We start from the raw sequence: 23,195 nt of genomic DNA, 5'->3' as shown, positions 1-23,195 counted from the left end.
ATAATTTATGTCAGATACACAAATAAAAATTAGTGCGGATTTAGAATCAAATTTAGATAATTATAAAACAGCAGGTCAAATAATATTTACTGAGAAAACTATAAATATTGTAAAAACAGATGGAACTAAGGTAAATTATTTAAAGGATAAAGTTGAAATAGTAAGAGTACTTCCAACTATTGATATTATAAGCAATAAGCCATATTTTCTAACTACAGATAGATCAATCAATATTTGGAGTGGTACTTCATGGGATAAATATGGAACTAGTGAAATTAAGTTATCTGGAGATTTAGGTGGGACAAAGGATAATCCTGAAGTAACAGGTATAAATGGTATTCCTGTAGATGATTCAACTAGATCAGGTAATTTGCCAATTTTAGGTTATAATCCTTCTACTAAGAAACATGAATATTTTACTGTTTCAACTGGTAATATTGTTAATTCTAGTGGAGATATAGTTCAGCCAGATGGAAGCCCCATAAGTATTAGTCAAGGACAAGAGATAATTGTCAATCATAATGAAGTTAAAAATAATAGAATGATGATGCAAATATTAGAAGAAATTCCCGGCAGTACTGTATCAGATTCTAGTAATAATTTTAGTAATAGTAATGATTATATACAAGAAAATAGTACGGTGATAACTATTGGCAATAATGTTGCAGAATTAAAGGTTGGAAAAAGTTGTACTAATAATTATAAGATGAATGAAACAAGTGGAACAGCTTGTATAGATAGTAAAAATCTTTATAAGGGCACTTACAATGGTACTACAAGTGTAACTGATTCTTATGGAACTTATAGAAGTTTTAATGGTACAAGCGATTATATTAATTTTAATGATGCTGTAATACCTAATGGCAAAAAATCTATATATTTTGAAATAAAATTTTCGGGAACAAGAAGTACTGATCAATATTTAATGAGTAATCATAATGCAGCTGGAAAACCTTCAGGTTTTATGATCGTGATTGGTAGTAACACTGGAAATTTAACTTTTGCTTATGAAAACAATAACTGGGATAGTAACCATTCTATTTCATTAGAAAATGTAAATGATGGTAAATGGCATAAAATATTATTTACTGATGACGGCTCTATTAATTCTACTTCATTAAAGGTATATTTAGATGATTTTAGTGAAGCGATTAAAGTAGCTCCAGGAAATATTATTGAAAATGCTCCTTCTGCAAATCTATCTATTGGAAAGATGTCAGGTATTTTACTTGATTATTTCCAAGGTTCCTTGAAAAATTTACAGATATATAATGATGTAATTAATCCTTCAATATTAGATAACTATATTTTAACTAAATTTACATCAATTAGCTTAAGTACAGTATCTAAAATTAATTCTATATCATCAAATGTAGCTACTCCAGCAAATACTTCTATTAAATGGTTAGTTTCATTTGATGGTAGAAAAAAGTGGTTATATCATGATGGTAACGGTTGGCATATAGCAGTAGATACAGGTGCAGGAGGAAATTTATCTGATAGTAGTGCTTTTACTAATGGCAATTTATATTCTGATATAGAGGCTTATTTTACTAATTTAACTATAGCTCAATTAACTGCTGATTTAAGTGGTTTAAGCGTAAATCCTGTGCAACTAGATTTTGCATGGCTATTGAGTACAACAGATGTAACTATTACGCCATCCATGGGTGAAACAATTATTGATTATACAGAGAATTCTCATTATGAACAGGCTTTACAGGGAACATTCAGAGATAAAATTGTTTCATATGGAGTTAAAAGAATTAGTTCTACTACAACAGGAATAAAAAAAATCAGTGAAGGTACTACTAATATAATACCAAATATAATCATAGGTAATTAAATATGCATGTTGCTGCGGTACAAAGTGGAAGATTTACAATAGACTTTGTACCCTTTTTATATAGAGAAAAAGTAAAGGAAATTTTAGATGCAACAAAAATATGAAATTACCTTTAGTACATAAAAAAGATAATACAAATATACGGGCTGTGGGATTTACGTTTAAATGCAGCCTAATAGGTAGGAGATGTCATTATGAGACTTGTAAAAGTAAAAGATGGTCTACTAGAAGTTGAGAATTTTTTCTTGACTTCTTTTTTTAGTGATTTTGCTGGAAGTGCCAATGTCACGAGAGATATAAGAACAGGAAAATTGAAATTAATATCAAACAACAAAATTGAAAGAAATTTTAACTATAATGAATTTGTTATAGAAGTAGAAAAAGAAAACTTTAATGACATGAGTCAGGATGATTATGCTGCACTATATTTAGGAAGTGATAAATATAATTTTGGCATTAAAGATATAGTTAAGACTGAACAACATAAGTTCTGGAAAGTACTTAAGCAGGATAATTACGTACAAGCCTATGTAAGTGATGATGGCATTAACTACACTAATATAGGCGGAATGAATTTTACAGATGCAATTTTAAACCAAGGATTTCAGAAGTACTCAAATGAGGATTTCATACTAGATAATTATAAAGTATATGCAAATCCTTATGTTACTATAGATCATTTTCCAGAAAATACTTCATGTGAATTATATGATTCCAAGGATAATTTAATAAAGACGAGATTATTTGATGGCAATTTTGAATGCAAGATGTTTTTGGATGGTAATATTCAAGGGTATTTTCTATTTAAGGATTCTACTGGAAGTAAGATATATAAGTCAGATTTATTAAATTTAAAATATGGTGATGCATATGTGTTCAGTAAATATGAGCTTGAAGTAATTTATAATGGCCTAATTGTAACGGATGTAGATCCAGGAGTTTTAAAAGACTTAGATGAAAGTATATCTATTAAGAATATTGATACTGTAGATTACAAAGGATTAACCATAAGTACTGAGACATCAAGTAATGATAATATACAATTGAGTTTGGACGGCACCACGTATTCAGATAAGATAAAATTAGATTTGGATCATGGGCAGAGCAAAAATATATTTGTAAAAATAACCAAAAGTGCAGATAATCACAATTTTTCAGCAAGAGATTTTCAGCTGATAATAGAAGAATAGGCGGTGACTGTATGAGTGAATTTTTTAGTGTAACTTTAAACAAAGATGTTGTTTTAGATGACAGCGCAACTAACAGTTTTACAGGGTGGACAAGTCAACATATTTTAGATCAAATAATAGAGCACAGGATAACGAAATTTGGAGGTTTAGATGATGTTAATGTAGCAAATAAAAAAGATAAACAAGTTGTTATATATTCCGCAGATGAACAGAAGTTTGTAACTATGGACTTGCAGAACATAGGTGAAGCAAGTGGACTTAGTATGAATCAAGTGAGTAAAACGGGAATAACAGGTTCAACTACAACACCATATGAGGTGGATATTCCAATTAATACAGTAGATTTTAAGGTGCCTAGGGTAAATGTCCTGAAATGGGATCCAAGCACAGAACAAAATGTAGTAAAAACTTTAAATGATTTCAGCAGTACAGATGAAAATAATTTTGAAACAGATGACATGATTGAATTTGATGGTACAGTACATTTGAAAACTAATTATAATTACCCGATGACATATGAAAATGATATAGGGATAGAAAATAAAGAATATTCATGTGAATTTGATAAAAGTATTTTTAAAGAAATAGATGATATAAAAAGATTAACGGAAGGTACTAATGAAGTTTTGAATCTAATCGCAATACCTAATGATAGACTTATAATTGAAAAAAATGATAAAGATTTAAGTTATGTTAGTAATATAGATTATCTTAAGGTTACATCTGCAGGAAGTAGCTTTAAAATAATATGCAGTATTGATAGTGGAGCAACTTGGCAAACATATAATAGAAATACAAATTGTTGGGAAAATTTATCTCTTAGCATTAAAGATATAAAAGAAAAAGGTATGAGTGTAGTAACATTTAATATGGTGAGTTCTACATCATGGAACTTACTTAATACCAATAAAAAAATTAGATTTGCTTATTTTCTTTCAATGGATAGTATTTCAGATGAAGAAGGCATAGACAATTTAGAAATGCAATATGATGGAAAAGGCAAATGGATACAAGCAAAAGAAATGGATTATGATGTTGAGTACGCTTCAAATACACAATTGCATGTGTTTATAAAATTTACTGGGGATGCCAAAATTAATTATCAGGAGTGATTAAATAATGTCAAATTATGTAGGAAGAGAAACAATATATGATTACTTAAAAAATGAAAATATACCAGACGGAATACATACTTTAGTGTTACACAATAATACTAGTATTGATGCTGAGATATATAATTTTAATGACAATATAGAATATTCAGCATCACCAACCTTAGGTGATAATATTGCGGATACTAAAATGCTTATACTAATATATCATAAAAATTTAACTATTGATAAAGATGTTATATTTACGCCGCAAGTGAGAAAAAAAGGCATGTGCATTTATTGTAAAGGTATATTGACCAATAACGGAGATATATCAATGACAGCGCGAGGTGCGAATGCTGAAGGAAAAGATGTTTACTTATTAAAAAATGGTGATGGTTCTTTTGAATATGTACCAGCTGCTGGAGGGATAGGTGGAAGTGCTTCTGGAGGATTGATTAATAGAGAATTTGTAGGCATAAAAGGAGCTGATGGAACTTCCAGAGCAACTGCCGGCGGTGGTTCAGGAAGTTGTTATTGCTCAGCTACACTTCAAGGACCTATAGCTGGTTCTGGTTCTGGTGGAATAGGGACAGCCTTTTCAGGAGGTGCAGGTGGAGGAAGTGCTGTATCTGTATATGGTGGTGCTTGGGGAGGCAGTGGATCTTCTAATGGAGGTGCTGGTGGATATGCAAGTACAAGTAATAATTATAGCTACTTGACAGCAGGAGGTGGAGCTGGTAATCCAGCAGGAAACGGAGATTATGGCGGAAATAGTGGTGAAAATGGTACTGGAGGATTATTAATTATATATTGTAAAGCATTTAATAATTGCAAAGTTATATCAGCTAATGGAAGTAACGGTGGAAATGGAAATACGGTTGCTGGAGGAGCTTCTGGCGGTGGTTCTATAAATATATTTTGTATGGTTAATAGAAGTCCAATTGCAACTGGTATAATTGCAACTGGAGGAATAGGGGGAGCCGCTGGGAATTTACCTGGAGGTAATGGAGGTAATGGTTCTATAACAATAACTAAATTACCATCACCTTTTTTAATTGTTCAAGATGAAAAATATTATTCTATTAAAAATAACGTTTTGACATTATTGGGCATTCCTACAGATGATATTCAGAAGGAACAGTGGTTCAATGATTACGGTATAGATGATTTAAAAACAGCGTTGTTAACACATGATTCAAATAGTACAAAATTAATTGACAAATTAGATGATAAATTTCAAATTAGAATGATGAAACCTAATAACTAGCAATAGTTATTCTGTCTTAGGCAAATTATCACAATTTTTTAGCTGATAATAGAAGAATAGGCGGTGAATATATGAGTGAATTTTTTAGTGTAAGTTTAACTATACCGGTAATAGATGATGGTCAAACATCTAGGTCTTCTACTTGGAGCAGCGAGCAAATACTTGAAGAAATATTAAGCCACACACAAGGAAGTTCTTTAAAAGGTGGTGCGGAATTGAAATACAGGGAGATTAATGACACTATTAATTTAAAACCTATAGAAGAAATTACAAAGAATTATGATTTGGGTGATGATACAATGATTTTGACTACTCTATATTTGGACATACCAGATGGTAGTACATTCAGATTTAGGGTTTTTGACAAGGCAGAAAATGGATTCCTACTATATGATTCAGGTAAGGTAACTCATTATACAGACAGCGTATTTGTTCCTTATGAAGATAAAGATTCAAATACAAATTCGCTGCACGCTGTAATAACAAATTATAACCCTAATAATCCAGTAACTTTAAATATGAAATTATTAGGTCTCACAATACAAAAAAATGGATAAAACAGATTCCAACTTTAACATTTTATAAGTTCTATTTAGAACAATAAGAAAGGGGTGCTTTAATGTTAGTAAAAGGTGAATGTCTAAAAAGTGATTTATTACAAGCAATACATGATGCAATTTTATCTTCTGGATCTAACTGGACAGAGATCTCAAGTAATAACGAACAAGACTATAATATCGATGGTGGCGGTTCTGATGGGTGGATTTTTAAGAGCCCCGGTGTTGGTAAAAATGGTCAAAGTGTATTTTTTACATTAAAGGGTCAAGATTTCACAGTTGAAAACACATACATTATTATGGTAGGTTTAAGCGAAAATTATTTACCAAATGCAACAGCAAATACAAATGGTACACATACGAATAAAGGTACTTTTTTGTGGGCGATATGCAGCGGCTCACCAAATTATGATACTACATGGCTGCCAACAGATACCGTTGAATATTTTGTTGATGTTTTAGATAATAGGATACTTATAACTATACAAAAGAAATCAGCAGTGTTAAATAATTATCCTCAGTATATGTATATAGGTTATCCGGACTTAGCTACTAATTTAGAAAGTACAAATATAAATCAGTTTATTTGTGGAAGCAATTTAAGAACTAAGGTTAATGCGTATAAACCAGTATGGTTAAAGACGTCCCAATGTAAATCTGGTTCATATAATCCATACTTTGCAACCGTAACATCAGCTGTTTATTTAAACGCTAATAACCCAACTCCAGGCGGTGAATATTTGATGTGGCCAGTTTATTTAAATGGAGACGATGTTACAAATCCAAGCTGTGGATTATTGGGTGTACTTGATGGATTATATTTTTTACCTGCTACAAATGTTATTAATGGAGATATTATAAAAGTTGGAGATAGTACGTATAAAGTATTTGTTCAACAGTGGTATATTAATAATCAAATTAATGCATATGGAGGCTGGGCATATTGGATGAACTCTGTTTCTGCATCAGTTTGGGTTATGAAGATTAGTTAGGTGGTGTTAATATGGCAACTTATACTGGATTTATTGTAAATTTACCGATACTATTTGGTAAGCGCTCACGCAGCTATTTAAGTGGCTTATGTGTGCCAGCACCAATGATGTTATCTGGTAAGCGCTCACGCAGCTTTTTAAGCGGTTTATGTGTGCCAAGTGTACCAATTTTAAGAGGGATTAGAAATCAGCATGTACTGCGAGGATATAATGCTCTAGATAATAATGCCTATGTATTTACTAGAATACCTAAAGAACATGTTTTAAATAAATTTAGAAAGCTTGGCGGCAATGTAAAATACTAATTGGAGGTGTATCATGAGTGAATATGATTCGAATTTATGTAGAGAACGACACAAAGTGATTGATGAAAAGTTAAATTTACATGATACAAGACTTAATGATCATGGAGAACGGTTAAAAAAATTGGAGCAGCGTGGAGCTGCGGTGGATGAAAAAATTGAAAATTTATGTGAACAAATTAAAAATTTAGTAAGTACCCTTAAGTGGGGTATTGGACTGCTAGGAGCTTCATTTTTGGGGCTTTTTATTTATTTAATAGAATTACATTTAAAATAGATAGAATAGGAGGAATTTAAATGCGTGGAGTAGATATTTACGAAGGACAGGGGAATATAAACTTTTCGGCATTAAAAGAGGCAGGCATTGAAGCTGTTTACATCAAAGCAACTGAAGGCGTTACCTACAATGATTCAAAATTCATGCAGAATTATAATGGCGTTAAAGCGGCAGGGCTCAAAGTTGGAACCTATCATTATCTAAGAGCAAATAATCCATACATTGAAGCACAGCATTTTTTAAGTATTATAGGTAATTTACAGTTTGATTTAAGGTATATGATTGATGCAGAAGATAGATGCTTATTTAACAGTGATGCATCAACCCGTATAAGGCAGTTTGCAGATTATATGTTATCACATGGAAAAGATACTGGAGTTTACACATATACAAGCTTTTTTAAAGAATATATGGATAGTAGAGTTAGAAGTTTGCCGCTTTGGATAGCGGAGTATGGAGTAAGTAAACCTAATATAGGTAATTCATATGTTGGCTTCCAATATTCTGAGGCAGGAAGAGTATCAGGTATAAGTGGTTCTGTGGATCTTGATGAATTTTCAGATGGAATATTTATAGGGAACACAAGTAATGCTGCAATAGCTGTTTCACAATCTAATAACATGTGGAATGGATTTAATATGGACAGAGCTAGAAGTTTACAGCATCTTTTGAATGGACTAGGGCTTAGAGATAATAATGGTAATATGCTTACTGAAGATGGTAAACCAGGTACAAGAACTTTTCAGGCAGCGGAAAAGCTTCCTGTTGCACAGATACATGGCTATCATAATGATGCTTACACCGATTGGTTAGAGTCGCAGTTTGGACAAAGACCGGATCATTATTTTGCTGGTATTATGGATAGTACTGTTAGGAATTTTCAAGGCGTACACGGTTTATCGGCAGATGGGAAAGTAGGAATAAATACACTAAAAGAAATATTAAGGCAGCCTTAAATATGAATGGGGTTGTCTTTTTTATTTGTGAAAAATTTTAGAAATCATAGGAGGGGTCTCATTATGACAAATGAAGGTTATCAAATTATTGCAATAGCAGGAGTTGTTTTTGGAGTGTTAGTTTTTTTACTAGCTGCACTTCCATATGCAAGAAAGAAAGGTGTCAATGTAGAAAATACAATAGGCACAGGTAAAACTATGGTTGACGATGCAGACAAAATTTTGAATGTGGCAAGTGATGTTATGCCAGGTAATTCTGCAATCAAAGTACTTGAAATCATAGAAAAATGGGCTAAAATAGCAGTGGGCTATGCAGAGCAGCTGTCTCATGCAGGTGACATAGGTAAAGATGAAAGGGCACAGGCAGCAGAAAATGTTGTACTTAATGTTTTAAGTGAAATGAATGTTACCGTTGATGATAATAAGAAAGCTCTTATAGATGCCACAATTAAAAATGCTGTAAATGATTTAGGACACACACCAGTAAATGAAGCGCAGAAAACTGCACAGATACAGGAAGCTCAAAATAAGTTATCTTCTGCTTTGCAGGATAATGTTCAGTTAAAACAGAAACTTAATACAATTCAGAGCGTTGTAAAATAATAAATAAAACAAAATATCCCTAGAGTAGAAAAAACTATTCTAGGGATTATTTTCTATGTTTAAGTTTTTACATAATAATTAATGCATAACACTCCAAGTAAGTTATTATATGAAAACTTTTAGGATTATAGTAAAAACTATGGTTCTTTTTTATTAAACAATATAATAAGAAAAATGTATAATAATATTAAAGATTATATTTTTTATAATATTTGTAAAAAATTAATAATAGACTATCAATAATGACATTGTATTTTTGGCTAGAATAAATTGTTTTTTGTGTATTATATAAAAATATAGATGTAATAAGCCAGGATATTAACGTTATATTTACTACGAGTTTGTATATTTTAATTATGAATGCTGTGGTTGTATTTGTGGAAGAAGTTATTTATAGAGGATATCTTCAAACTAGATTAATTTGTTGGCTTGGTACAATAATATACAAAGTAATCAATAAAGTGAAAGGCATCTGAATTTAATCAGGTGTCTTTTCATTATATAATATATATTTTTTATACTATCTATGATAATAATGGTGATGTGAATGATAGTGATAATGCATCATGTAAGGCATCATGTAAGGCATGTTATAATATGGCATATTCTGATAATGTGGCATATTTTGATAGTAAGGCATATTTTGATAATAAGGCATACCTTGATAATGATGGAACATCATAGGTCTCCTTCTCCTTCGACGGCGAGACATTGAATCGCTTTGTGGGTCGGAATATTCCTGCTCATAACAAAATGGGCATAGGGGTTGCTGATCATAAGATATAGGCTCCTCAGTGTATTGATCATCCTCTACGTTGTTTTTGACATTATCATCTGATCTATTATTTCTATAATGCATATATTCCTCCGAAAAATAAAATATTTACATTTTTATTATATGTATTTATAGAGATTAGGTTACTATTAAAAATTGGTGTTTTGAAAGAAATGATGTGAGTTTAATGATATATAGTTAAAATATATACTATATAAATGCTATTATATTACGATAATAATATTGGCTATAAGTAAAATAATACATATTTTAGGGGGATAATAAAATGAAGAAAAAATTTAAATTTATTGGATTATTTTTATGTGCATTTTTTGTAGTAGCCTCAGTTATATTTAGTGGTGATAGCAGTAAAATATTTGCAAATCTAACTAAAGGCTCTTCAAATAACAATGCAGTTGCAGCAGTAAATAATGAAAATTATGTACCTAAGAAAGATTATTCATCTAATTTAGTAGCAAATTATAAAATGGATGAAACAAGTGGAACAGTTTGTAAAGATAGTTCAGGAAATGGAAATGATGGTACTTATAGTGGTACTACAAGTGTAACTGATAATGATGGAACATATAGAAGCTTTAATGGAATAAATGATTATATACAGTTTAGTAAGCCGATAATACCTATAGGTAAAAAAAGCATTAAATTCATGGTGAAAACAAATGCAGCATCAAATACTATGTATTTAGTCAATCAAGATTATTCAGATCCATTCACAGGTAATTTAATTTTAATGTCAACATCAGGTAAAATTTCGTGGTTTGAATCTAATGGTGGAAATAGATTATTTACAATAACATCAAATAAATCAATAAACGATAATTTATGGCATCAAGTCATGTTTATTTGGGATGGAACCACAAATACTAATGGGGTTAAGTTGTATATTGATGACTTAAGTAATCCTGATGCACAGGTTACAGCTTCATCTAATTTACAATCGAAAGTTACAAATAACTTATCTGTGGGTTTAGATAATCGTACTAATATTAATTGGTATTTTAAAGGTTCATTAAAAAATTTACAAATATATAATGACGTAATAGATTACAATAGCATAGCAACAGGAATAACGTTAAATAAGACAACAGATTCAATAGAAGAAAACAAAACTGATACTTTAACAGCAGCAGTAACACCTGATGATACAACTAATAAAACTGTAAAATGGACAAGTAGTGATACAGGTATAGCAAAAGTAGACGAAAATACCGGGGAAATAACAGCAGGAAACAACGAAGGAACAGTGACAATTACGGCAACTACACAGGATGGAAGTAATTTAAGTGCTAAATGTACAGTTACAGTAACAAAAGCAAATAATCCAACGCCTATAACGGATGATTCAGATAAAGCTGCATTAAATGTAACCATGACAAATGGACAGGTTAAGCAGTATAATGTGACTATGAATGAAGTTAATAAATTTATATCATGGTATAAGTTAAGATCAGCAGGAAGTGGAGATCCGTTTTATGAATTTGACATAACTCAAAGTTCAAATCCTGATATTAAAAGAACTGATTATGTTATATTTGACAAGATATCATCTTTTGAAGTAGATGACTATACAAAATAGTTAAGATACAAGGCACTGGTAGAAATACTGGTGCTTATTTTATTTAAGAGGAAGCTAGGATATCCAAGGTATTATATCATTAATTTCAGGTGCCTTTTCTACCATAAAAGAGAACAACAAATTTTGAAGATACACTTTTAGCTTATATATTAGATGAATATGACCTGAAATTGAAGTTTGTAATAGTATATAGAAAAATTAGATAACAAAGGCAGAAGTAAGTGGTGAGGGCATATATGGCAGAAAACAAAATAATGTAGCCTAATAGTTTACATAAGCAACCAAAACATAATACCGTATACTTGCTATATTTATAAAAAAATCTTAAAATGGTATTATATTTAATAATTATAGACAATTTAGCAAGTTAATACCTATTTTAAGATTTTTATTTTAAGTGATTTTGTACTGTTTGTAATATATTATCAATATTTTGTAAAATTGGCAGTATCATTCCACATTCTAGCAAATTCACTTTCAAATTGCTTTGCTGTTACTGAATCGTTTAGAACAACTAATACTTCATCATTTTTATAAGTTGCATCATTAGTATAATTATATGATCCTGTGGTTACAATCTGGTTGTCTGCAATAGTAACTTTTAAATGCATAAGACCTGTGTGGGTATTAATTTTAATAGGTATTCCGGCATTTTTTAACCGAGTAAGTTCTTCTGATTCAAATTTACTTTGGGATTCTTTGGCATCTGTAATTAATCTTACAGTTAATCCTCTTTGTTTAGCAGTAATAATGCTATTAACTATATTAGGTTTAGTAATAGAATAAATAGCAATATCAAGAGTATGTTCAGCAGTATTCATTACATCAATAAGACGTTTATCAGGTTGTCCACCATCTTTAGGAAAGTAATAACTTATATTACCGCTTGAAGTACTTTGCTTAATTGCAATTGATGTATTATTTTTTTGGCGTTTCGCAATTGTTGGTTTGGCTTTGGTATATTGTTTCTTATGATTTGATGCCGCTTTTACAGCAGCACATCCTGAGACTAAAATACATATGGATATAATAGATATTACTTTAGAAATATGTTTATTCATATATTCACCCCTTTAATAAAATATAACTATATATTACCATTTTATGGAAAACTGTCAAGCGGTTATTATCCATAACGTTTAATTTAATTGTGCTAAAACGTAATACACATTAATAAGAGCTGTTTCACTAAAATTTAATGTTTCAAAATACTATTACTTCACACTATTTAAATATAAATAAACTTTCTATTGAAGTGTTAAGCACTTTTGCAATATCATATGCAAGTTTTAAAGATGGATTATATCTTCCATTCTCTAGCCTTTGAATGGTCTCTCTTCTAACATTGACCATTTATGCTAATTGTTCTTGCGTAATATTGTTCAATTTTCTATGTTGTTTAATTGTTGTTGTTAAATTCATTTTAAGTCCTTTCAAAATAAAAAAATGATAAAACAAAAATTGCTATAAGTATAAAATTAATGAAACTAATAAAAAATTATTTATAGCATTTAATGACAATGTAGATATTATTATGATAATACCTACAATACAACTTATAAAACTTACCATAGAAGCTTTTAATATATTTAATTTAAACAATTCATCTTTGATTTTTGGGAATAATTTAAAAACAGCAATATTTATTATTAAGAGGGAAATAAGACCTATAATTATTAATTTTAATGGATTAAATTCGCCTAAGGTAAACTTATGGCTATAAAGCCTATACCAGTTATTGGTTACAAAAAACATTGGAATAATGGTACAAACAATAAAAAATAAAGCAGTAAACATTTTATTATTGTTATTCATTGTACAAAACACCTTTCTTTTTTATTATTATGAGACAAATATATGACTTTTACAAGTTTAAGTCAATATGGATATTTTTATAAATTAAAAATAGTATTACATTGCAAAAAAATATTATGTTAAAGGAGGCGTGAAATGAAATATTTAAAAAATAAAATAATTCACTTTATAGTATTTGGCAGTATTTATATGGATATAGAAGTGCTTGCAAGAGTAATGGGAAATCAAATGGTTGGATATAAAGGAATTAAGCCATTGTCTCTTATGGGATATACAAGCTTGTGGATGTTTTTAGTTGGAGGATTATGTGGTGTAATCATAGGATGTTTAAATGATAGACCAAGATACTGCAATTTGAAAATGTGGCAGCAGGTTTTAATTGGAGGGACTTTAATAACTTTAATGGAGCTGATTTCAGGTATTTTTTTCAATTTGTATTTAAATTTGCATCTTTGGGACTACAGCCAGGATAAATTTAATTTTATGGGACAAATAGAACTTAAAAACTGTATTTGGTGGTATGTACTTCCTGTTATAATAATATGGTTTGATGATGTACTTTCATGTTATTTTTATGGAAATGATAGACCTCCGAGTATATTAGTGTATTTTAAGAATTTGATAACTCTTAAATGAAATTAGAAGTAACAGCATTTTGGGACATTAAATAAAATTAATAAAACTAAGAGGGAGATTTTAAAAAGCCTAAGAAATTTTAATAACTCACTGGCGTTCAAACAATTAAAATTTCTAAGCCTTTTCAAAATCACCCTCTAAGTTTTATACAATTTCATTTAAATTGTCCTCAAAATACTGTTACTTCTATTAAAATAAAAGCAATGTGAATTTTTCTCCGTTTCACTACGAAGAATTTCTAAACGTATAACTGCTTTCATTTCCACTAGTAGAAATGTTTTTTATAAAATGTAGATTTTCCAAAGCAAAGCGGAGGAAAATATTCCTTAATTCTTAATTTTTAACTCTTCATTCTTAATTAATTTGTTACATGCAAGAGTTTAAACTTATGGTTCCATTCCCCAAGTTAATTCACCTGATAAATATGCTGTGACATTATTACAATCAGCATAGTTAGATGATGCTGTGTTTAATGAATAATCACCTATTTGCGTGTAATTACTCCAATCTGTTCTGTTTATTCTGCACTGAACTTCTATACTTTGTCCAGGTGCAAGGCTTCCAGCTTCCTTAGTAAATCCAACTTCAAGATAATAATCTGCACAAGTTTTAGCTACAGGCATTTTTACAAATGTTCCAGTAACGTTAGAACTGCCTACTGTAGACCAGTCACAATTAAAAACCTGTGCTTTTTCATCATCGATAGTGTAGTAATAACGTATTTTTGCTTTTGACAAATCTATAGCTGTTTTCCCTGTGTTTACTAGTCTGAATCTTGGATTAATTGTATTAATTGAATCTGCTGTATTTCCATTGTATTCTTGTACCTTAAGATTTCCTGTCTGACTTAAAGAATCAGATACGTTAACGGATAAAACCTGATCTTTACCTGCACTAAATTTGAATGTAAGGTTTGTTATACCAACTGGTTGTTTTGCAAGGTAGCCTTTTAAGATGGTTACAGTATTATCTGAAACTGTATAATCAGTGCCTTCAACCAATTTATTTGTACCATTTTCTATTGAGCTTAAAGTATTGCCGTTTAAATCCATCTTTACTGCAATATCTTTTACAGCAGAATCATTTTTATCAAAACTGAAAGTTTCTGGTGTGATTGTTGAATTTTTGACATCAGTATTTGTACCTGTCATGTGTATGCCATCGATATATGCCTTTAATGCTGATTCACTAGAATTTATTCTCCAATCAGTTTCTTTATTTATACTGAAACAAACAACTGAATTTATTAAACTGTATTTGTCTGAATTTATTTGTTTAAAAGCATCAGTAAACCATGCTGCTTTGTCTCCACCTATTTCTGTAGATGAAAATTCGGATAGTTCTATTGGCTTATTTTTTACTTTTAATGCATTATATGCTTGTGAGAAGATTTCATCAAAAGATTGCCATTTGCTGCCCCAGCTCTGAGTTGTACCCCAATTGTATCCATCTATTGATATTATGTCTACATAATCATCACCTGGATATTGCTCTAAGTAGCTTGCACCAGTTCCAACACTTGAACAATTAACATTATAGTTCCATTTAACATTAGTAGCGCCTACAGCTCTAAATATATCTACAACATGTCTATATGCTGCTATATATGTTTCGTTTGTGTTTACTTTGCTATCTCCTATAGCCCAATCGTACCAATTACCATTACCTTCATGAAATAATCTTATAACTATGTTTTTATTATAAGCTTTCATATCTTCAGCCATTTGCTTAATATAGTCATCCTTTTTTCCACTTGCTATATCTGAATTAGAAAGACCCCAAGCTTCCCATGTAAGTGACATTGTTGAACCGTTTTCATATACAGCATCAAAATTCTTTTTGATATCGGAAAAATTAGTCTTCCAATTAACGAACATATTTACCGTATCAAGGTGTTTCTGCTGTAAGGTTTCAAAATCATTTATTCCTTGAGTTGTTGGCTTATCTGCAAAGAAAGCCCCATATTTTATTGTCCTATTACTACTTGCAAAAACCTTTGATCCATTTCCACATAGCACTAAAGAAAATATTAATATTGGAATGGATAAAATCGTTAATTTAAATTTACTTTTAATAAACATGTTTTTCTCCCCCTTAATTATTGGTATATAGCTAACAAAAAAGATTTATTTGTGAAATAGATAGTTTTTTAAACTTATTCAAATAATAGTAATCTTATAATTTTACTTGATATTTTTAAATTCGCATACTATTTCTTAAATATATCTTTTATATTAGTTATAAACTAAAAAAAGTAATTACAAACAATAATGTAAGTAAATATTTACCTTTACATTTTACAATAATTTTCATTAATTGTCAATATGTTAATTAAAATATTATATATGTAAATATAATCGTGATACATAGAAATGAATTTTGCTTTAGAATTGAAGAGGGGTACACTTAAAATTGCACCTATGGGTACATTTAGGTTGTGTCAAACCATAAATAATTGCGTTATAATAGATTATATTGTGATGAATTTTGCAAATGTTATGATTTATGGGGGGAGACAATTTTGAAAATGAAAAAGGTTTTTAGTAAAATTGCACTGTGTTTAGTTGCGGCTATTTTTCTATTTACTGGTTGTACACAGAATAGTGCTAGTTTACATAACAAGAAAAATGTATCAAGTGCAGTTAGAAACAGTACGAAGGTAGAGGCTGAAAATAAAGTTGCAGGAAGTCTTAAAGTTCGTTATATAGATGTTGGACAGGGAGATAGTGAGTTAATACAAAGTAATGGACAAAATATGCTTATTGATACAGGAACCAATGAATCTAAAACGTCATTAGTTAACTATCTGAAAAGCCAGAATGTAAAAAGAATTGATTATTTAGTGCTTACACATCCACATGAGGATCATATAGGTGGAGCTGATGCAGTTATAAAAGATTTTGATATAGGAACTATATACATGCCGGATGTAGCCACTAACACTAGAACTTTTAAAGATGTTTTATCTGAAATGAAGAATAAGGGATTAAAAGCAAATAAACCGGAACCTGGTACTAATTTTAAAGTTGGAGATGCAAGATGCGATATTTATGGACCTGTGAATACTAATAAAGAGGATTTGAATACTTATTCAATAGTAATAAAATTAACTTTTGGAAAAACGAAATTTATGTTCACAGGTGATTCTCAGAATTCAAATGAAGCTGCTATGATTGCTAAAGGTTATGATTTAAGTGCAGATGTTTTAAAAGTGGGTCACCATGGCAGCAGAACATCTACTTCTGATGAATTTTTAAATAAGGTTAACCCTAAGTATGCAGTTATAAGCTGTGGAAAGAATAATGACTATGGACATCCACATACTGAAACTATGCAGAGACTTCAGAATAAGGGCATAAAATTATACAGAACAGATGAAGAGGGTACTGTTGTTTGTACAAGTGATGGAAATAGTATAAGTTTTGGATGTAACCCTGGAGATTATGCATCAGGACAAAAAAATGGGCAAGTAAGTAATAACAGCAATAAAAATGCTTCTACAGGGAAAGCACAGTTTGCAGCAAGTACACAAAGTACGCAGGCACAAGGAGCGCAGCAGAAGCCAGGTAATGATGACAGAATAGTATATTATACTCCAAATGGTAAGTCATATCATTATGATAGAAATTGTGTTACATTAAGGAGAAGTAAGACTGTTTTATCCGGCAAACTTTCTGATGTTGTAAAAATGGGTAAGAGTGATCCATGCGATAAGTGTGCTCATTAAAATTTTCTATAAGTAAATTTTACATATAGAAGAGAAAGTATTATAAATGAGCTTTTAATCAAAAGTATGGTAAAGTACAGTATAAAAAGAGCGATCATTTCTGAGCGCTCTTTTTAATATATCTATTCTTCGTTGTCACTATGGTTATCATAGTTATGGTTGTCATAGCCATGATCATAATAATCGTGATCATAATGATGATAATGGTGATGTACCACGTAAAACATGTTAGGGTAAAACATGTTAGGATAAAACATGTTATTGTAATTCATATTAGGGTAATTCATATGATGCTGTCTTGAGCAAAATGGGCAGAATTGCTCATTTCCATAAGATTGAGGGTATTGGGTAGGTATATCTTCTTGGGATTCTCTAGCTAAATCATAGTTGTTTCTATAAAACATATATGCCTCCAAAAAATAAATTACATACGGTTATAGTATATGCTTATGTGTGCATAAGTTTACAATTTTATAGATATATTTTATGATGATGTTGTAAAAATAGGTAAGAATCATCCATGCGATAAGTGCGCTCATTGAATTCAGAGCTAATTGGATTCTATAAAAAAGGTAGGGACATCGGAAGGCGTAATTAGTGTACGGCCTTCTTATTGTATTTTTTCCCAAAGACATCAATAGATCCTATAGTTATTAGAGCATCTTCATCAAGTTCATTTACTAGATTCTTAACTTTTGATATTTCAAGACGAGATACAACAACATATAGAACATTGGTTTCAGCTCCTTTGTAACCGCCTTTTCCGTTTAGCAAGGTTACTCCTCTTCCGAGTCCAGTCATTATAGCTTCAGTTATATCTTCATGCTTTTCTGAAATGATGATTATAGCTTTTGATTCATCTACTCCATCAACGATAATATCTATAACTTTCATGGCTATAAAATATGCTATAAGAGAATACATTGCTCTATCCCATCCAAATATGAAGCCAGCAAAAGTAAGTATGAAGAAGTTGAAGAACATTACAATTTGTCCAACAGAAAAGCTTATTTTTTTGTCTAGAACTATTGCAACTACTTCTGATCCATCTGTTGAACCACCATTTCGAATTATTAATCCTATGCCGAGGCCAACTATTATTCCCCCGAAAACTGATGCTAATAAGATATCGTGCGTTATTCCAGATATGGGGTGTAAAAAGCTTACACCTATGGAGTAACATATTACAGAAAATAAAGTAGATATAGTGAATTCTTTTCCAATCTGTTTGTATCCAAATATAAAGAATGGAACATTAAAAATAAAAGTAAGGATTCCTAATGGTATTTTGGTAAAGTAATTGACCATTATAGAAATTCCAACAATTCCACCATCAATTACATGGTTAGGAATTAGAAATATTTCAAGACCAATTGAATATATAATTGAACCTATCAGCATAAATATAATTTTGCCAATTAACGAATATGTTTTGACTTTTTTACTTTTCATATATCTCTCCTTTAGTGGTTTATGTTGAGTCCTTTAATTAGTTTTGACTATGTTACTTATATTATACAGTATAATTGGCACACTATAAATTCTATATTTGCTTTTTAGTTCAATCTTTAAGACTCTTTAATATTTTGCAGATATCATTTATATCATCAGTACTTAATTCATCAAAGTTGTCTAATTTGGATTTTATATTATCAATGATTTCACTTTTATAGCTTGTGTTAGTTTTTTTATTGAGAAAAAATGTGGATATGGTTCCTGTAAGCATACTTAAAAAACCTATACCAACAATCATAAGTATACTTGCTAGTATTCTTCCGAATGTTGTAGAAGGAGAGATATCTCCATACCCAACGGTAGTTATAGTAACAAAACTCCACCAAAGAGCATTTCCGTAAGAAAGCCCTTCTATAAAATGCATTCCTATGGTTCCAAGAACTAATACGAATATTGTAGTATAAATAACATAATGAAAATTATTTGTTTTAATAAATTTACTAATGTATTTTTTAAATCTTAATAATAAGGCAAAAACCCTAAATAATTTTACTAGCTTAAGCAGTTTTGTGAATTTTAATAATTTCGATATTCTTAGTATTTTAAATCCTTGAAAAATTGAGTTAAATGGAATAATTGAAATTAAATCTATAATATTTTCCTTAAAGAATTTCTTTTTATCTTTTGCTATGTACAGTCTAAAAAAATAGTCTATTGCAAAAATAATAAGAATAATGTTATCAATGATATCAAATATGTATACGGTGCTGTAAGGCAATTTAAAAGATAATTCTATTATAAGCATAATGGCTACAATTAAGGCAAGTAAAGCTGAAACCAATTCATAAATTATTTTCTCACGTTTTGTTATGTTCAATGTAAATACACCCCCCCTGTATATAATTATATTATTATTAAAAAGCTATAAATTAATCCATATTATGTATCGTATTAAAGTATATATTTCTGTACTTAAATTATCAGCTAATTTATTTTATATTCTTAAATTGTGAAGAGAATTTGCTGAAATTTGAATGGGATACACATAATAAAGTTACCAGTGGTTAAAATATATAAATATGAAATGTGCATTTTATAGTGTTATAGGAAGGAATTTTAGATGAAGCATATAAGTAAACATCAATTATTTACATTAATGTTCGTATTTGAAGTAGGCAGCACTACACTTTTTGCGTTAGGTATTGATGCCAAGCAGGATGCATGGATTGTTATTTTAATTGCACTGATAATAGGCTTAGGATTTATATGGATTTATACAGAACTTCAAAGTGCGTTTCCGGAAAAAAATTATGCTGAAATAATAATTACAATATTGGGAAAAAGGTTAGGGACAATTCTCGCATTGCTGTATGCATTAGAATGGCTCTGGCACTTAGCCCGAAATGTTCGTGAGTTTAGTGAACTTACACTTATAACTCTTCTTCCTAAAACATCTATATGGGTTATAACATCTATATTTGTATGTGCTAGTTTGTATACATTACTAAAAGGAATTGAAGTGTTAGCACGTGCAAGCGAAATAATCATGCCTATTTTAGTGATATTTTCAATTGTTGTATATTTACTTGTTTGGGTATCCGGTGGCATGGATTTAAAAAGACTAATGCCAATTTTAGGTGGAGGCATTAACCCTATAATAAAAACATTACCTAGCGTAGTTATGTTTCCTTTTGGTGAGAGCTTTATTTTTCTCATGTATTGGCATTATGTAAATGAAAAAAAGGTTGTAAGGAAAACTTCAATGAAGGCAGTTTTTTGGTCTGGTATATTACTTTGTTATTCTTTAATAGTAGATATATCAGTATTAGGAGTTAGATACACATCTATTGCAACAATTCCTCTTGTTGAGACTATAAGAACCATTAATGTAGGCAATATAATAACTAATATAGATGTTATAGGTATAATTATTATATTTTTTGGTGGATTTTTTAAAGCCTCTGTATATTTAAATGGAGTTGTAGAGGTTTTTACAACAGTATTTAAAATAAAAAACACCAAATGGTTTCTTATACTGTTTAGTATATTTTTGATATGGTTTTCCATTGCATTTGAGCCTAGTTATGCTTACCACCAATGGTTATTCCCTTTTGATACAAATTATTTTGCTATAATTTTTTCAAATATATTTCCACCTATGCTGTTAATTATTTATAGGATAAAAAGAAAAAGACTTGAGTTTAACTAATATTTAAGGGTGGTTAAGTAATATGAGTATTGTACAGTTTATGGAAAGATTTTTTCAAAACATAGTAATATATGCAGTTTTTATGTGTATTATTTCCTGGATATTTGGAATTATTATGATGGTGGTACTTGTTTGGCAGGTTATACTATGCATATTTAGGGTGAAATGCAATGATGATAATTTTAGGAAAGCCATTAATGAAGAAATGGATAAAAAATCAAAGGAAAATGAATAACGATTTTTATATAGACACATAATAGGAAAAATGAAGGGGTGCTTAAAGATGTTTAGATATTTGTATAAAAAACTTAAGTTTATAGAACTTAAAAATACAAGTAATGATGGTGATAATGATGATGTACAAAAAACAATTTCACAGCCTAAACTTTCAAAGCATCTCAAAGACAACTTGGACATTTTTAAGAATATTTTAGGTTTAAGTACAGACATAATTTATCGTGAATTTTCCTTTGGATCTAAAAAGCAGATTAATGCTGCAATTATATATTTAGAAGGTATGACGGAAAAATCAAGCATAAATGAGGATATTATAAAACCTTTGATGTATGACAGTAGGTTATATGAGCTGGAAGATGAGCTAGAATCAGGTAATATAAGTGCTATAAAAAACAATATACTTTGTGTTGGAAATGCTAAACAGGTTTCAATTGTAAATAAATTAATAGATGCATGCTTGTCTGGAGATACAGTATTTTTAATTGATGGTTCCAGAGAAGCACTTGTTATTAGTTCAAAAGGTTGGGAAACGAGAGGTGTAGAAGAGCCTAAAACTGAAGTTGTAGTTAGAGGACCAAGGGAGGGGTTTTCTGAGAATATAGCTACCAATATGGCTCTTTTAAGGCGAAAAATAAAAAATCCTAATTTGACTTTTGAAACAATGGAAATAGGAACACAAACGAGAACTAATGTATGTGTTGTTTATTTAAAAAAGGTGGTTAATCCTAAACTTATAAAAGAAATAAAGGAGAGACTGAGTAGAATTAAGACGGATGCTATTTTGGAGTCGGGTTATATTGAACAATTTATAGAAGATGCACCGTATTCTCTTTTCCCGACTATAGGCAATTCTGAAAAGCCTGATACTACAGCCGCCAAAATACTTGAAGGTAGAGCAGCTATTTTAGTTGATGGAACTCCTTTTGTACTTACTGTACCGATGCTTTTTGTGGAAGGATTTCAAAGTGCAGAAGATTATTATTCAAGAACTTATCTTTCAAGTTTTTTAAGAATTTTAAGATTTCTATGTTTTATTATAAGTATATTGGCACCAGCTACATATGTAATGCTATCCACTTTTCATCAGGAATTAATACCTACAACGCTATTATTTACAATGGCAGCAGGGCATGAAGGCGTTCCTTTTCCAGCGGTTATGGAAGCAGGTCTTATGATAATAACTTTTGAGATTTTAAGGGAAGCTGGTGTTAGGCTCCCGCGTCCAGTAGGGCAGGCGGTAAGCATAGTAGGCGCTTTAGTAATAGGTGAGGCGGCTGTGTCTGCGGGACTTGTAGGGGGAATTATGGTTATAGTAGTAGCTTTAACAGCTGTTTCAAGCTTTCTAGTTCCAGTATACACAGATGCAGTTTCTATTTTGAGAATAGTATTTCTCATTTTAGCGGGAAGCCTTGGAATATTTGGAGTTGGTACTGGTTTATTAGTGCTTCTAGTTCATATTGTATCTTTGAGATCTTTTGGAACTCCGTATTTAGCACCACTTGCACCAATGAACAAGGAAGATTTAAAGGATACATTTGTGAGAAAACCATTATGGAGTATGAATACTAGACCTAGAGTTATAGGATGGCATAATTTGGTTAGACAAAAATCAGGATTAAAACCTAAAAAGCCATCAGGAAGAAAAACTTAAAGTTAGAGA

24 protein-coding genes and 1 pseudogene are annotated in these 23,195 nt (G+C 30.4%); 19 read left to right on the top strand and 6 right to left on the bottom strand.

Features of this window, described 5'->3' with window-relative positions; all coding sequences use genetic code 11:
* The first annotated feature begins 7 nt into the window (after positions 1–7).
* The 13 genes from BEE63_RS02815 (at position 8) to BEE63_RS21145 (ending at position 11,456) form a co-directional block, all read left to right on the top strand.
* Entirely contained in the window at positions 8–1,846 is a 1,839-nt protein-coding gene (locus BEE63_RS02815; protein ID WP_066019940.1) for a LamG-like jellyroll fold domain-containing protein, read from the top strand.
* Between the two features lie 194 nt (positions 1,847–2,040).
* Positions 2,041–3,036 (top strand): hypothetical protein, encoded by a 996-nt coding sequence (locus BEE63_RS02810; protein WP_066019939.1) that lies wholly within the window; start codon positions 2,041–2,043, stop codon positions 3,034–3,036.
* 11 nt (positions 3,037–3,047) lie between these two features.
* Positions 3,048–4,148 (top strand): signal peptidase II, encoded by a 1,101-nt coding sequence (locus tag BEE63_RS02805; RefSeq protein WP_066019938.1) that lies wholly within the window; start codon positions 3,048–3,050, stop codon positions 4,146–4,148.
* Positions 4,149–4,155: 7 nt separating this feature from the next.
* Positions 4,156–5,397 carry a hypothetical protein gene (locus BEE63_RS02800; RefSeq protein ID WP_066019937.1) on the top strand — a complete coding sequence of 414 codons (1,242 nt, stop codon included), beginning with the start codon at positions 4,156–4,158 and terminating at the stop codon, positions 5,395–5,397.
* Between the two features lie 71 nt (positions 5,398–5,468).
* Positions 5,469–5,954, top strand: coding sequence for a hypothetical protein (locus BEE63_RS02795; protein ID WP_066019936.1), 486 nt, complete (start codon positions 5,469–5,471; stop codon positions 5,952–5,954).
* A 62-nt stretch (positions 5,955–6,016) separates the two neighbouring features.
* Positions 6,017–6,946 (top strand): hypothetical protein, encoded by a 930-nt coding sequence (locus BEE63_RS02790; protein WP_066019935.1) that lies wholly within the window; start codon positions 6,017–6,019, stop codon positions 6,944–6,946.
* 11 nt (positions 6,947–6,957) lie between these two features.
* Complete coding sequence (locus tag BEE63_RS02785; RefSeq protein WP_066019934.1) at positions 6,958–7,251, top strand: hypothetical protein; 294 nt, start codon at positions 6,958–6,960, stop codon at positions 7,249–7,251.
* 13 nt (positions 7,252–7,264) lie between these two features.
* The gene (locus tag BEE63_RS02780) at positions 7,265–7,525 is read left to right on the top strand and encodes a hemolysin XhlA family protein (protein ID WP_066019933.1); all 261 of its coding nucleotides are present in this window, start codon (positions 7,265–7,267) and stop codon (positions 7,523–7,525) included.
* A 20-nt stretch (positions 7,526–7,545) separates the two neighbouring features.
* Entirely contained in the window at positions 7,546–8,481 is a 936-nt protein-coding gene (locus BEE63_RS02775; RefSeq protein ID WP_066019932.1) for a GH25 family lysozyme, read from the top strand.
* A gap of 63 nt (positions 8,482–8,544) precedes the next feature.
* On the top strand, positions 8,545–9,084 hold the full coding sequence (locus tag BEE63_RS02770; protein ID WP_066019931.1) for a hypothetical protein: 540 nt from the start codon (positions 8,545–8,547) through the stop codon (positions 9,082–9,084).
* A gap of 341 nt (positions 9,085–9,425) precedes the next feature.
* Positions 9,426–9,560 carry a CPBP family glutamic-type intramembrane protease gene (locus BEE63_RS22515; RefSeq protein WP_431732473.1) on the top strand — a complete coding sequence of 45 codons (135 nt, stop codon included), beginning with the start codon at positions 9,426–9,428 and terminating at the stop codon, positions 9,558–9,560.
* Positions 9,561–9,627: 67 nt separating this feature from the next.
* Complete coding sequence (locus BEE63_RS21535) at positions 9,628–9,768, top strand: hypothetical protein (RefSeq protein WP_157797088.1); 141 nt, start codon at positions 9,628–9,630, stop codon at positions 9,766–9,768.
* Between the two features lie 377 nt (positions 9,769–10,145).
* Positions 10,146–11,456, top strand: a complete 1,311-nt coding sequence (locus BEE63_RS21145; RefSeq protein WP_081312447.1) for a LamG-like jellyroll fold domain-containing protein — start codon at positions 10,146–10,148, stop codon at positions 11,454–11,456.
* 425 nt (positions 11,457–11,881) lie between these two features.
* Here BEE63_RS21145 and BEE63_RS21925 read toward each other — a convergent pair whose 3' ends face one another.
* The 3 genes and pseudogenes from BEE63_RS21925 to BEE63_RS02750 form a co-directional block, all read right to left on the bottom strand.
* The gene (locus tag BEE63_RS21925; protein ID WP_198507933.1) at positions 11,882–12,517 is read right to left on the bottom strand and encodes a phospholipase D-like domain-containing protein; all 636 of its coding nucleotides are present in this window, start codon (positions 12,515–12,517) and stop codon (positions 11,882–11,884) included.
* 163 nt (positions 12,518–12,680) lie between these two features.
* Positions 12,681–12,878 (bottom strand): annotated as a pseudogene (locus tag BEE63_RS21140) (helix-turn-helix transcriptional regulator).
* Between the two features lie 42 nt (positions 12,879–12,920).
* Positions 12,921–13,271, bottom strand: coding sequence for a hypothetical protein (locus BEE63_RS02750; RefSeq protein ID WP_066019929.1), 351 nt, complete (start codon positions 13,269–13,271; stop codon positions 12,921–12,923).
* A gap of 135 nt (positions 13,272–13,406) precedes the next feature.
* On the opposite strand from BEE63_RS02750, the gene BEE63_RS02745 reads away from it, so the two are divergent.
* Positions 13,407–13,907 (top strand): putative ABC transporter permease, encoded by a 501-nt coding sequence (locus BEE63_RS02745; protein WP_066019928.1) that lies wholly within the window; start codon positions 13,407–13,409, stop codon positions 13,905–13,907.
* A gap of 386 nt (positions 13,908–14,293) precedes the next feature.
* Here BEE63_RS02745 and BEE63_RS22055 read toward each other — a convergent pair whose 3' ends face one another.
* Complete coding sequence (locus BEE63_RS22055; protein ID WP_066019927.1) at positions 14,294–15,988, bottom strand: X2-like carbohydrate binding domain-containing protein; 1,695 nt, start codon at positions 15,986–15,988, stop codon at positions 14,294–14,296.
* A gap of 291 nt (positions 15,989–16,279) precedes the next feature.
* Here BEE63_RS22055 and BEE63_RS21910 point away from each other — a divergent pair, with 291 nt between their 5' ends.
* Both BEE63_RS21910 and BEE63_RS02735 read left to right on the top strand, forming a co-directional pair.
* The gene (locus BEE63_RS21910) at positions 16,280–16,432 is read left to right on the top strand and encodes a hypothetical protein (protein ID WP_207646929.1); all 153 of its coding nucleotides are present in this window, start codon (positions 16,280–16,282) and stop codon (positions 16,430–16,432) included.
* Positions 16,433–16,434: 2 nt separating this feature from the next.
* Complete coding sequence (locus tag BEE63_RS02735) at positions 16,435–17,634, top strand: ComEC/Rec2 family competence protein (RefSeq protein WP_081312637.1); 1,200 nt, start codon at positions 16,435–16,437, stop codon at positions 17,632–17,634.
* A gap of 594 nt (positions 17,635–18,228) precedes the next feature.
* Here the strand turns inward: BEE63_RS02735 and BEE63_RS02725 are convergent.
* Both BEE63_RS02725 and BEE63_RS02720 read right to left on the bottom strand, forming a co-directional pair.
* Positions 18,229–19,086: a YitT family protein gene (locus BEE63_RS02725; RefSeq protein WP_066019925.1), complete on the bottom strand. Its 858-nt coding sequence runs from the start codon at positions 19,084–19,086 to the stop codon at positions 18,229–18,231.
* Positions 19,087–19,195: 109 nt separating this feature from the next.
* Positions 19,196–19,966, bottom strand: coding sequence for a potassium channel family protein (locus tag BEE63_RS02720; RefSeq protein WP_066019924.1), 771 nt, complete (start codon positions 19,964–19,966; stop codon positions 19,196–19,198).
* Positions 19,967–20,209: 243 nt separating this feature from the next.
* Here BEE63_RS02720 and BEE63_RS02715 point away from each other — a divergent pair, with 243 nt between their 5' ends.
* The 3 genes from BEE63_RS02715 to BEE63_RS02705 are packed head-to-tail and all read left to right on the top strand — an operon-like array spanning position 20,210 to position 23,186.
* Positions 20,210–21,298, top strand: a complete 1,089-nt coding sequence (locus tag BEE63_RS02715) for a GerAB/ArcD/ProY family transporter (RefSeq protein WP_066019923.1) — start codon at positions 20,210–20,212, stop codon at positions 21,296–21,298.
* A 22-nt stretch (positions 21,299–21,320) separates the two neighbouring features.
* Positions 21,321–21,533 carry a hypothetical protein gene (locus BEE63_RS02710; RefSeq protein ID WP_066019922.1) on the top strand — a complete coding sequence of 71 codons (213 nt, stop codon included), beginning with the start codon at positions 21,321–21,323 and terminating at the stop codon, positions 21,531–21,533.
* Between the two features lie 48 nt (positions 21,534–21,581).
* Positions 21,582–23,186, top strand: a complete 1,605-nt coding sequence (locus BEE63_RS02705) for a spore germination protein (RefSeq protein ID WP_066019921.1) — start codon at positions 21,582–21,584, stop codon at positions 23,184–23,186.
* Positions 23,187–23,195 lie beyond the last annotated feature (9 nt).

Origin of the sequence: Clostridium pasteurianum (genome assembly GCF_001705235.1) — a bacterium.
GTDB classification, from domain to species: Bacteria; Bacillota; Clostridia; order Clostridiales; family Clostridiaceae; genus Clostridium_S; species Clostridium_S pasteurianum_A.
This window is presented reverse-complemented; position numbering and strand designations above follow the sequence as displayed.